Here is an 11,621-nt window from a genome sequence, read left to right as displayed (position 1 = left end):
TCGCCGGGATACGGTCAATCGCATGCTGCTGTGGATCAACGGCCCGTTCGGCGGTGGCAAGACCCAAACGGCGTACGAGCTGTGCCGACGGCTGCCGGGCAGCATCGTGTGCGATCCCGAGCACGTCGGTTTCGGGCTGCACCGCACGATGCCGCGCGTGCTTCGCGGCGACTTCCAGGATCTCTCCGCCTGGCGCCAGGGCGTGCGCGAGGTGCTCGACATCGTGCTCCGCAAGCACGACGGCCCGGTCATCGCGCCGATGACCCTCGTGCACCCGCTCTACTTCGCCGAGGTCGTCGGGCAGTTGCGCGAGGATGGCCACGAGGTGCGCCATTTCGCACTGCTCGCCGAGCGGGCCACCGTGCTGAGGCGCCTGCGGGAGCGGGGGTTCGGTCGTGGGCTCTCACGCGAGAGCTTCGCGGTGCGCCGGCTCGACGACTGCCTGGAGCGACTCCGAGAGCCGGAGTTCGCGGAGCACATCCGCACCGACCACCTCCCGATTCCGCAGGTCGCCGAGCGCATCGCGCGCTCCGTGGGCCTGTCCATCGACCGGAACACCGACAGCCTGCTGCGCGGACGGCTCCGCCGGTACGCCACGGGATTGCGGCACATCCGCTTCGACTGACGGCGCCGATGCTCCCGGTTCCGCTGCGTGAGGCCGGTTCAGCGGTCGAGACGCTCGCGCAGGTCGGCGAGGGCGTCGAGAGTGGCCTCGGGTGGTGCGGCGACCTGCAGCACGATCTGGCCGACCCCCAGCTCCGCCACCCGGCGGGCGTCCTGTGCCCAGTGCTCGACCGTGCCGCGGAACAGCGGACGACCCTCGCCGGCGTCCTGGTCGGGCACGGCGTCGCCGCGCAGCACGACCGGCAATGCGCCGGGATCCCGGCCGGCCTCGGCTGCCGCGGCCCGGAAGACGGCGAGGTCGGCGGCCAGCTCGTCGAGGTCGGTGCGGTAGGGGTGGAGCCCGTCGGCGACACGGGCCGCCCGCCGAATCCCCGCTGTGGTGCTGTAGCCGAGAAGGATCGGGATCGCCGCGCGGCGGAAGGGCTTCGGGCCGATGTCCGACGGCGGCACCGGGTGGGAGCCCGTGGGGATCTCGACGGGGTCCGGACCCCAGACGGCGCGCAGTGCCGCGAGATGCTCGTCGAGCCGCAGGCCCGTGTTGCCGGCAGGTGCGCCGGCGGCGGCGAACTCCTCGCGCATCCACCCGGCGGCGAGGCCGGCGACGACCCGCCCGTGGGAGAGCTGGTCGACGGTTGCGAGCCTTCGGGCGAGCAGCACCGGCGGCTGCAGCAGCGCCAGCACCGCGCTCGTGCCGAGCAGAACGCGACGGGTGAGCGCGGCGAGATGGGCGAGGACGTCGATGGGGTCGAGGACGCACGCGTAGCTGTCCGCCGGCAGCTCGACCGGCACGGGCACGCCGGGGATCGTGACGGGGCCGCGCGGGCGTAGCCAGCGGTCCATCACCCAGACCGAGTGCAGACCCGCCGCCTCCGCGCCCGTCGCCAGCCGGACCAGATCGTCTGCGACCACAGTGGCGCCACCGTTGGGCAGCGCGATGCCGATTTCCATGACCTGTTGACGAATGGGACCGGCTGCGATCGACATCGGTCAGCGCTGGGTGAGTGCGGCGAGGTCGACAGTGACGCAATGTCCGGAGACGTCGAGGTCGGCGATGCCGGTGTGCTCGCCGGAGAGCTCGTAGTCGCCGTCGACAAGCACGTACGCGGTGAGGCTGTGCGGCTGACCCAGGTCGATGATCCAGTACTGCGGGATCCTGGCCTCGGCGTACTCGGAGAACTTGAGGACCCGATCGACCCGACGCGTCCCATCCGAGAGCACTTCGACGGCGAGCAGCAGGTCGTCCGCGGACAGCCGGGGCGGGTTGCGTTCGACGACCTGACTGCGGGTCACGATGATGTCCGGCACCCGCACTGTGGCGGGACGGACGGACACCACCACCTCGACCTCGGTGAGCGCGGTGAGCTCCTGCGGAAGCTGTTCGTCCAGGCGGTAGCCCAACCGCATGGCCGCCCGCTGGTGAAAGAACAGCGGCTTCGGTGACATCACGACCAGGCCTTCCGCGAGCTCGAGCCGCACGCCCTCGGACTCAGGCAGTGCTTCCCACTCTTCGAGCGTGAGCAGGTGGTTCGGCCACGACAGGGTCATCGCCGTCTCCTTCCGACCGCGGCATGATTGCACGCTGTACCGACATCTCGGGCGGATTCCGAACTCGTCGTACCGGGATGGCAGGCTGCATGCGATGAGCGCGGAAATGAGCGGAGGGGCGGAGGGCCTCTTCGAGCTGCACGAGCCGGAGCCGGCGACCCCCATGGAGGACGTCGGCGGCGATCCGGCACGCACCACCGCGCCCCTGGCCGTGCGGATGCGCCCGCGCTCGCTCGACGAGGTGGTCGGCCAGGCCCACCTGCTGCGGCCCGGTGCCCCGTTGCGGCGGCTCGTCGAAGGCGGCGCGGCGGCGTCCGTGCTGCTCTACGGCCCTCCCGGCACCGGCAAGACCACCATCGCGCGGCTACTGGCCGGAGTGGGCAGCAGGCATTTCGTCGCGCTCTCGGCGCTCTCGTCGGGGGTCAAGGAGCTGCGTGCCGTGATCGACGACGCCCGCAGGCGCCGCGACCGGCTCGACCAGCAGACGGTGCTGTTCATCGACGAGGTGCACCGGTTCTCCAAGACCCAGCAGGATGCGCTGCTCGGTGCCGTGGAGGACCGGCTGGTGCTGCTCGTCGCCGCCACCACGGAGAACCCGTCGTTCTCCGTGGTGTCCCCGCTGCTCTCCCGCTCGCTGGTGCTGCAGCTGCAGTCGCTCACCGAGGACGACGTGCGGTCGCTCCTGCGTCGAGCCGTCGCCGATCCGCGGGGGCTCGGCGGCGCCGTCGAGCTCACGTCCGAGGCCGAGAACGCGCTGATACGGCTCGCGTCCGGCGACGCCCGCCGCGCCCTCACCGCGCTCGAGGCGGCCGCCGACGGCGTGGCAGGCACCGGCGACACCGAGATCGACGTTCCCGCCGTCGAGCGGGCGGTCACCGAGGCGACCGTGCGCTACGACCGCCAGGGCGACCAGCACTACGACGTGATCAGCGCGTTCATCAAGTCGATCCGCGGCTCCGACGCCGACGCGGCGCTCCACTACCTCGCCCGGATGCTGGTGGCGGGGGAGGACCCACGGTTCATCGCGCGGCGGCTCATGGTGCACGCGAGCGAGGACATCGGGCTCGCCGACCCCACCGCGCTGCAGGCGGCCGTCGCCGCGGCCCAGGTGGTGCAGCTCGTGGGGCTCCCGGAGTGCCGCATCGCGCTGGCCCAGGTCACCCTGCACCTGGCCACCGCCCCGAAGTCCAATGCCGTGATCACCGGCATCGACGAGGCGATGGCCGACGTGCGTGCCGGGGCCACCGGCGCCGTGCCGCCGCATCTGCGCGACGGCCACTACGCCGGGGCGGAGAAGCTCGGCAACGCCGTGGGCTACCGCTACCCCCACAACACTCCGGAGGGGGTGCTGGAGCAGCAATACCCGCCCGACGCCCTGGTCGGCCGCGACTACTACCGCCCCTCCGGCCGGGGCGGCGAGCGGCTGCTGGCCGAGCGTCTGCCGAAGCTGCGCCGGGCGATCCGCGGCGAGAACTGAGCCCCGGATTCGCTCCGCAGGCCAGGTTCACCGCTGATCGGGCGAGCGGGTTGATGGTGCGGTCCTCGTGGATGGGTGGGCCGGCCGTCCACTCCCGGGATCTGTTCTGCGGGGGGCCGGCTCGCCGCTGCTTGAACGCCGGCTCGGAGGTGCGGCCCTGTCGGGCGGACGGGCCGTGTTGCGTCGCAGGTTGCCCCGACTGGGCCGGGTCGCCCTGTGGTGCGCCCGTCGGTGATCGTGCGAGATGCCCCTTCGTGCGTACGGGCCGGCCGTTCGCACGGTGGGCTGCTACCGGGTGGGAGTGGCGGTAGGGCGGGTGGGGGTCCAGTGCGGGTCGCGTCCCAGCAAGGTCAGGGTGCGCTCCCACGGGTCTGATCCCGTCATCGCCAGGGCCGGGCCGAACGGTGATTCGGGCTGTTCCCGGAAGGCGCCGGTCGGCACCTGTTCGGCCACCGTGAGACCGGCGGCGACGAGGTCGTCGTCGTAGTCGACGGCGAGCCCGAGCGTCACGGCGGCGTCCCAGCCGTGCACGAGCGTGTCGATCAGGTGAAAGCCCGCGACCTGTTCCAGCGGGAGTCGGTTCCGGAACTCCGCCAGCCAGACCGTGCGGGCCGGGTCGGTGGCGGCCTCGGCGAAGGCGGCCCCGGCTGCGGCCGACGACGCAGTGGCGGCCGCAGCCGGGTCGTCCCCGAGCGAGCGCGGGGCGAACGCGTCGATGTCGACGTCGGTCTCGTTCCCCGCACGCACAGCCGCCGAGAAGCCGTGGTCCTGGCCGGTCATGTGCTCCAGCAGGGCACACAGGTCCCAGCCGGTGCAGGGAGTGGGAAGTCCGAGGTCGACCGGGCGGACCCGGGTGAGGACCGGAGCGACGGCGGCGACGGCCCGTCGGTGCAGCACAATGGTATCCATGAGGCGACTATCTACCTGGGTAGACGATTGGTCAAGCACTATCGTCGCGCCACATGGAGCAGCGTCACGACCTCGGGGCCGCGTTCGCCCGCCTGACGCGGATGATGATCGAGGCGGAGACGCCGGTATTGCGGGCTCACGACGTCGAGATGTGGGACTACGCCGTGCTCAGCACCCTCGAGGAGGGGGCGGCGCCGACGCAGTCCGAGCTCGCGGCCGCCGTCGGGAGGGACAAGACGCGGCTGATCCCGATCCTCGATCGCCTGGAAGCACGCGGCCTGCTCCGCCGCACCCCGGATCCGGCGGATCGTCGTAACCGGATCGTCGCGCTCACCGACGATGGCCGTGACCTGGTGCGGTCCTGCCGGGCGGGGATACGCGGGGTCGAGGCCGAGCTGCTCGCCGCCATCGATCCCACGGAGCGGGCCGTGTTCGTCGCCGTGCTCGATCGCCTGGCCGACACCGCTCGCTGAGGACGTGGCTGCCGCCGGACCGTTGCCCGGTGGAGAAGCGTCCGAGGCCGCCGTTGACCTCCATTAACTTCTGTCGTAAAACATATCCGCGATCAGCGCTACGACGACGTCCGGAGCGGCCATGCCCCCCACCCCTGCCGGCCCCGTCCACCTCAGGGCAGCGGGGGTGAGCGTGGTCCTCGGCACGGACGGGCTGCGCCTGCCTGCCGTGCTGCATTGGGGCCCCGACCTCGGCGAGCTGGACGCCTCCGATCTCGCGGGCCTCGCCGCGGCGGCGATCCCCGGCACCGTGCCCAACGATGTCGACGAGGGAGCGCGCGTCGGCGTCGTGCCCGAGCAGGCGAGTGGGTGGCTCGGCCGGCCGGGGCTCGCGGGGCACCGCGCGGGTGGCGCCTGGTCACCGCTCTTCACCCTCGTCGCGCTCGACGTCGAGACCGGTCCGCACGGTGGCGGACAGGTCCGCGCGGTCGGCCGCGACGACGAGGCAGGTCTCGAGGTCCGGCTCGACATCGAGTTGCTGGCGTCCGGACTGCTGCGCCAGCGGGCCACGGTCGCGGTTCCGCAGGGAGCGGCCGCGGAGCCGTTCGTCGTCGACGGCCTCGCCGTCGCGCTTCCGGTGCCGTCGGAGGCCACCGAGCTGTTCGACATGGCTGGCCGTTGGGGCCGGGAGCGGGCTCCGCAGCGCGCGCCGTTCGTCGTCGGGGTGCACGCGCGGGAGAACAGGCGCGGTCGCACCGGACCGGACGCGCCACTGATCCTCGCTGCCGGCACCGCGGGCTTCGGCTTCCGCGACGGTGACGTGTGGGCGGTGCACGTGGCGTGGAGCGGCAACCACGTCTCGTATGCCGAGCGACTGTCGACCGGGGCCGCCGTGCTCGGCGGCGGCGAACTGCTGCTCCCCGGAGAGATGGCGCTTACTCCCGGCGAGCACTACGCGGGCCCGTGGGTCTACGCCGCGTACGGCAGGGGCCTCGACGGCGTCGCCGCGCGCTTCCACATGCACCTGCGCTCGCGGCCGCAGCACCCGCGCACCCCGCGCCCGGTCGTGCTCAACACCTGGGAGGCCGTCTACTTCGATCATGACCTCGACCGGCTCGTCGAGCTCGCCCGGGCAGGCGCCGATGTCGGTGCCGAGCGCTACGTGCTCGACGACGGCTGGTTCCGCCGCCGCCGCGACGACACGGCGGGTCTGGGCGACTGGTACGTCGACGAGGACGTCTGGCCCCGGGGCCTGCATCCGCTGGCAGAGGAGGTGCGCCGGCTCGGCATGCAGTTCGGGTTGTGGGTGGAGCCGGAGATGGTCAACCCCGACTCCGACCTCGCGCGCGCCCACCCGGAGTGGATCCTCGCGACCGGTGGGCGTCAACCTCTGCTCTCCCGGTCGCAGCAGGTGCTCGACCTCGCCCGGCCCGAGGCGTTCGCCTACGTCCTGGAGCGGCTCGACGCCCTGCTCACCGAGTACCCGATCGCCTACCTCAAGTGGGACCACAACCGCGACCTGCTCGACGCCGGCCACGGACCGCTCGGCACACCGGGCGTCCACGCGCAGACCCGTGCCGTGTACCGGCTGATCGACGAGCTGCGCGCCCGGCATCCCGACGTCGAGATCGAGTCCTGCTCGTCGGGGGGCCTGCGCGTCGACCTGGAGATCCTGGAGCGCACCGACCGGATCTGGGCCAGCGACAACATCGACCCCCTCGAACGCCAGCAGATCCAGCGCTACACCGCTCAGCTGCTGCCGCCCGAGCTCGTCGGATCGCACGTCGGGTCGCCGCGCTCGCACTCCACGGCCCGCACCCACGACCTGTCGTTCCGGGCCGGGACGGCACTCTTCGGCTCGTTCGGCATCGAGTGGGACATCACCACCGCGAGCCCGCAGGAGCGCAAGGAGCTGGCCGCGTGGGTGCAGCTCTACAAGGACGTGCGGGGTCTGCTGCACACCGGCACCGTGGTGCGAGCCGACCAGCACGACCCGTCGTTCGCGCTGCACGGCGTGGTGGCGGCCGATCGGTCCGCCGCCCTGTTCGCGCTGGTCCAGCTGGCCACGCCGCTGGCCGCCGTTCCCGGCGCCCTGCGTCTGCCCGGCCTCGACCCCGAGCGGCGCTACCGGGTGCGGACGCAGCCGCCGGGCGACGCACCGGCGCTGAGGCAGAGCCGGCCGCCGGCATGGCTCGCCGACGGGGTGGAGCTGCCCGGCCGGGTGCTCGGTGCGGTCGGGCTGCGGGCTCCGGCGATCAACCCGGAGCAGCTGCTGTTGCTGCGGGCGGATGCGGTGGACACGCGCTGACGGCGCGCCTCACGCGGGCGCGGCAGGCCCCAGCACGTGCGCCTGTATCGCCACGGCGGCCGCCCCGCGTGCCCACTCGGTGAACGGGAACGGCTGCACGTCCACCCGGATCGGCGGTCCCGCCGGATCGCGGCCCTCCTCCAGAGCGGCGTCCAGCTCGGCCCTGGCGATGTCGACCGCGCCGACGCCCTCACCGGTGAGGATCACGAGGTCCGGGTCGACGAGGCCCGCGATGTCGGCGACGAGCAGGCCGAGGGCCCGGCCGGCGTCCGCGACGGCGCGGCGGGCCGCGGGCTGCCCGGCGACGGCGAGCTCCAGCACCTCGTCGTAGGTCACAGACCTGCCCAGAGCCTGCCCGACGGCGGTGGTGATCGCCCCGGACGTCAGCACGGCCTCGGCACATCCGCGGTGCCCCTGAGCGCACATCGCCCAGCCCGGCAGCGGCCGGTGCCCGACCGACCCACCTGCCCCGTGTGCGCCCTCGACCAGCCGGTCGTGGACGACGATCCCGCATCCGACGCCGACGCCGATCGTGACGACCACCAGCGACTGCAGCCCTCGACCGGCGCCGAACCAGTGCTCGGCCACGGTGAGCGCCCGGACGTCGTTCTCGACGACGGTGGGCAGGTCGGTGGCCGAGTGCAGCCACGCCGCCAGCGGCACCGTCTGCTGCCAGCCGAGGAACTGCGCCTTCGTGACGTCGCGGCGCTCCGAGACCCGCCCGCCGATGCCGATGCCGAGCCCGGCCGGCTCGCCGTGCTCCCCGCGCATCCGGGCGACGGCATCGGTGACCGCGTCCACCACGGCGTCCGGCCCGCGCCCGGGGAGCGGCACCTCGTGCTCGACGAGGACGGCGGCGCGCAGGTCGGTGACCACGGCGAAAAGAGCGTCGCCGGTGATCTTGACGCCGACGAACCGGCGGGAGGAGGGCCGCACGTCCAACGGGAGCGAGGGTCGTCCGGTACGGGTGTGGACGTCGCTGGTGCCCTCGACCAGCAGGCCGGAGTCGACCAGCGGGCGGGTGAGCCGCGTGAGCGAGCCGGGGGAGAGTCCGAGCCTTCGCGCGAGCTCGGCGCGGGGGAGCGGGCCGTGGCGCAGCACCTCCACCGCGACGCGCTGCTGGCTGCCGTCGAGCGTGGTCCAGTCGCCGGCGACCCCAGTTTCTTCCGCGACGGAACTCACGGGTGAACACTACCGCTCGCACTCTCGTCAGACCGTCGATGTCACCGGGTCGCGTATGCCGAGCAGCAGGCCGGCGAGCCGGTCGAGCTGGTCCCGCTGCCCGTCGAGCCCGGGAGCCGCGATGCGCAGGACGATGTGACGGGCGCCGGCATCGACGAACCGGCGCAGTCCCGCGGCCACGTGCTCGGGCGGTCCCGCCACGATCGTCTGGATCCGCTCGACCACCTCGAGCGGAAGCCCGTAGTTCTCCCGGCAGAACTCGTCGACGGCGCGCAGCCCCGACGGCACGTCGGACGCCAGCAGCACCGTCGCGAACAGCGCCGGCGTGATGGCGTCCTGCGGCCGCCCCGCCGTGACGGCGGCGGTGCGGACATCGGCGAGACCGGTGGCGTAGGTCGCAGGCTGCGGCGGGTAGGGCAGCCAGCCGTCGTAGTGGCGCCCGGTCCGGGCCAGCGCGGCGGGAGTGGCTCCCGCGAGCCAGATGGGCGGGCCACCTCTGCGGTACGGGCGGGTGCCTGCCGGGATGTCGGACAAGCGCAGCACGTCGCCGGTGAACGAGGTGGGTCCCTCGGCGGTCCACAGCTGCCGCCAGAGTGCCACCGTGTCGTCGAGCCGGGCGAAGCGGCGCGTCCACGGCACTTCGGACGCCGCGTACTCCGGTTCGGAGCGCCCGGGGAAACCGGCCCCGACGCCGCGCACCAGGCGTCCGCCTGCCAGGAGGTCGAGCGAGGAGATCACCTTGGCGGCCTGCACGGGCCGCCGGAACGCGGGCAGCAGCGCCGCGGTGCCGAGAGTCATCTGTTCGGTCGCCGCCGCGACCGCGGCGAGGACCGTCAGCGGGTCGATGTGGGCGCCGAGGAGCGTGTCGTTGGCCCAGACCGAGTCGTAGCCTGCCCGCTCCGCCCGGACCGCCAGTTCCACCAGCTCCCGCGGGTCCGCTCCCGCCCACTGCTCCGCCTTGAGCGGGAGCAGCACACCTGTCCGAACGAGATCCATGCCGCAGAGGCTCGTTCGGCCGGTGCGCAGCGGCAATTCCCCAGGGGGAATGGCCGGGCGGCACACCCCAGGGCTAGGAACACCCTGTGAACTTCCCCGCCGCGCTCCGCGAGCGCCGTACCCGGCTGCGGGTCAGCCAGCTGGACCTGGCGCTGCGCGCAGGGACGACGCAACGGCACGTCAGCTTCATGGAGAGCGGCCGCTCGGCGCCCGGCCGGGCGATGGTCGTGCGGCTCGCGGAGTCGATGGAACTGCCCCTGTGTGACCGCAACGCGCTGCTGCTCTCGGCCGGATTCGCGCCCGCATATCCCGAAACCGGCCTCGACGAGCCCGGCCTCGCCCCGGTGCGCGACGCCCTGCGGTCCGTGCTCGACGGCCACCGGCCCTATCCGGCGATCGTCGTGGACCGCCACGGCGACCTGGTCGCGGCGAACGCGCCGTTCGGGCTGCTCACCGAGGGGGTCTCCGCCGACCTGCTGGCTGAGCCCGCCAACGCCTATCGCGTTGCCCTGCACCCCGAGGGGCTCGCCCCACGGATCGTCAACCTCGCCGAATGGGCTCGTCACGTCCTCGAGCGGCTGGACCAGGCACTCGAACGCGGCCCGGACGAGCGGCTGGCCGCATTTCGCGCCGAGCTCGGTCCTACGCGCCGCCTGCCGCTGTCGGGCCGGACCACCTGGGTTTCGCCGTGCCACTGCGGCTGCGGTCCGAACGGGGCGAACTGCGGCTCATCACGACCGTGACGACCTTCGCGACAGCCGTGGATGTCACGCTCGCGGAGCTGAAGCTCGAGGCGTTCCTGCCCGCGGACGCGGCGACCGCGCAGTCCCTCGCCGCGTGGGGGTCGTCGCCCGGATGAGCGGCACGGTCGTCCGCCCGCAGTCACGCAGCGATCATGCGCCGTCGCGCACGATCGGGCAGCTCATGCACCGCGGGCCGCCCCGTCCCCGGCCCAGCTCGCCGCCGGGGATGTCGAGCACCTCGATCCCGTGCTTGCGCAGGAAGGTGTTCGTGGTGACGTTGCGCTCGTAGGTCACCACCACGCCGGGCGCCACGGCCAGCGCGTTGCACCCGTCGTCCCACTGCTCGCGGGCTGCGGCGTGCACGTCCTGCTCGGGGGTCAGGACCCGGACCGACGAGAGCCCGAGCACCGCGGCGATCGCCTCGTGCATCTGCTCCGGTGGGTGGTCGGTGACGTCGAGCTCCTTCTCCGAGTCGCCGGGCCGCACGGTGTAAGCCGGCAACTTGCCCAGCCCCGCGTACTCCACGAACGTCTCCGGGTCGACCATCGTCATCACGGTGTCCAGGTGCATGAACGCGCGCTGCTGCGGCATCCGCAGCGCGACGATCCGGTCGATCTCGCCGCCGGCGAACAGGCGCGTGGCCAGCCGCTCGACGCCTGCGGGGGTGGTGCGCTCCGACAGCCCGATCAACACGGCCCCGCCGCCGAGCACATGCATGTCGCCGCCCTCGGTGGTCGCGGGCCCGTTCGCCGAGCCCTCGGACCAGATCGCGTAGTCGGAGCGGGCGAAGAGCGGGTGCCAGCGGTAGACGGCCTCGTAGTGCACGGTCTCGCGCATCCTGGCCTTCTTGCGCATGCTGTTGATCGCCACACCGCCGTAGAGCCAGGCCGACGTGTCGCGGGTGTAGAGGTGATTGGGGAGCGGCTCCAGCACGAAGTCGTCGGGAGCGAGCACGTGGAAGGCGATCGAGCGCGGCTCCGGGATGCGGTCCATCACCTCGCGCTTCGTGATCCCGCCGATGAGGTGGTCGGTGAGGGTGTCGACGTCCATCGCGTCGAAGCAGTTGCGCATCGCGTCGATGGCGAGCGGCCCGTAGACGCGGTCGTCGAAGATCCGGTCGAGGATGTACTTGCGCGCCTCGTGGATCTCCACCGTGGTCCGCAGCAGCTCGCCGAAGAGGTGCACGGTGATCCCGCGCTCCCGCAGCAGTGCCGCGAATCGGTCGTGCTCCTCCTGCGCCCTGGCCACCCACAGCACGTCGTCGAACAGCAGGCGGTCCTTGTTGGCCGGCGTCAGCCGCTTCAGCTCGAGCCCGGGGCGGTGCAGGATCACCTGGCGGAGCGGCCCGACCTCGGAATCCACGCGGTACATGCCGGACATCCTGC

At 72.8% G+C, this 11,621-nt stretch carries 10 protein-coding genes and 1 pseudogene; 5 read left to right on the top strand and 6 right to left on the bottom strand.

Annotation, left to right across the window (positions count from 1 at the left end):
• The first annotated feature begins 22 nt into the window (after positions 1–22).
• Entirely contained in the window at positions 23–625 is a 603-nt protein-coding gene (locus MMF94_RS21840) for an AAA family ATPase (protein ID WP_241038986.1), read from the top strand.
• Between the two features lie 38 nt (positions 626–663).
• Here the strand turns inward: MMF94_RS21840 and MMF94_RS21835 are convergent, their stop codons facing one another.
• On the bottom strand, positions 664–1,572 hold the full coding sequence (locus MMF94_RS21835) for a TIGR03619 family F420-dependent LLM class oxidoreductase (RefSeq protein ID WP_241038985.1): 909 nt from the start codon (positions 1,570–1,572) through the stop codon (positions 664–666).
• 39 nt (positions 1,573–1,611) lie between these two features.
• Positions 1,612–2,169, bottom strand: a complete 558-nt coding sequence (locus MMF94_RS21830) for a Uma2 family endonuclease (protein ID WP_241038984.1) — start codon at positions 2,167–2,169, stop codon at positions 1,612–1,614.
• A gap of 163 nt (positions 2,170–2,332) precedes the next feature.
• Between MMF94_RS21830 and MMF94_RS21825 the strand changes: the two genes are divergently transcribed.
• Positions 2,333–3,646 (top strand): replication-associated recombination protein A, encoded by a 1,314-nt coding sequence (locus MMF94_RS21825; protein ID WP_241039141.1) that lies wholly within the window; start codon positions 2,333–2,335, stop codon positions 3,644–3,646.
• A gap of 288 nt (positions 3,647–3,934) precedes the next feature.
• On the opposite strand, the gene MMF94_RS21820 is transcribed toward MMF94_RS21825, so the two are convergent.
• The gene (locus MMF94_RS21820) at positions 3,935–4,555 is read right to left on the bottom strand and encodes a TIGR03086 family metal-binding protein (RefSeq protein ID WP_241038983.1); all 621 of its coding nucleotides are present in this window, start codon (positions 4,553–4,555) and stop codon (positions 3,935–3,937) included.
• A 53-nt stretch (positions 4,556–4,608) separates the two neighbouring features.
• Here MMF94_RS21820 and MMF94_RS21815 point away from each other — a divergent pair, with 53 nt between their 5' ends.
• Together MMF94_RS21815 and MMF94_RS21810 are read left to right on the top strand one after the other, a co-directional pair.
• Positions 4,609–5,028, top strand: coding sequence for a MarR family winged helix-turn-helix transcriptional regulator (locus MMF94_RS21815; RefSeq protein ID WP_241038982.1), 420 nt, complete (start codon positions 4,609–4,611; stop codon positions 5,026–5,028).
• Positions 5,029–5,149: 121 nt separating this feature from the next.
• Positions 5,150–7,315: an alpha-galactosidase gene (locus tag MMF94_RS21810; protein ID WP_241038981.1), complete on the top strand. Its 2,166-nt coding sequence runs from the start codon at positions 5,150–5,152 to the stop codon at positions 7,313–7,315.
• A gap of 9 nt (positions 7,316–7,324) precedes the next feature.
• Here the strand turns inward: MMF94_RS21810 and MMF94_RS21805 are convergent, their stop codons facing one another.
• Positions 7,325–8,497, bottom strand: coding sequence for an ROK family transcriptional regulator (locus tag MMF94_RS21805; RefSeq protein WP_241038980.1), 1,173 nt, complete (start codon positions 8,495–8,497; stop codon positions 7,325–7,327).
• A 27-nt stretch (positions 8,498–8,524) separates the two neighbouring features.
• Complete coding sequence (locus MMF94_RS21800) at positions 8,525–9,493, bottom strand: LLM class flavin-dependent oxidoreductase (RefSeq protein WP_241038979.1); 969 nt, start codon at positions 9,491–9,493, stop codon at positions 8,525–8,527.
• Positions 9,494–9,579: 86 nt separating this feature from the next.
• On the opposite strand from MMF94_RS21800, the pseudogene MMF94_RS21795 reads away from it, so the two are divergent.
• Positions 9,580–10,352 (top strand): annotated as a pseudogene (locus MMF94_RS21795) (MmyB family transcriptional regulator).
• A gap of 34 nt (positions 10,353–10,386) precedes the next feature.
• On the opposite strand, the gene MMF94_RS21790 reads toward MMF94_RS21795, so the two are convergent.
• On the bottom strand, positions 10,387–11,607 hold the full coding sequence (locus MMF94_RS21790; protein WP_241038978.1) for an arginine deiminase: 1,221 nt from the start codon (positions 11,605–11,607) through the stop codon (positions 10,387–10,389).
• Positions 11,608–11,621: the final 14 nt, after the last annotated feature.

Source organism: Pseudonocardia alaniniphila (genome assembly GCF_022524485.1).
In the GTDB taxonomy this organism is placed as follows: domain Bacteria; phylum Actinomycetota; class Actinomycetes; order Mycobacteriales; family Pseudonocardiaceae; genus Pseudonocardia; species Pseudonocardia alaniniphila.
Note: the sequence above shows the minus strand (reverse complement) of the source record. Positions and strands in the feature narration are given on the sequence as shown.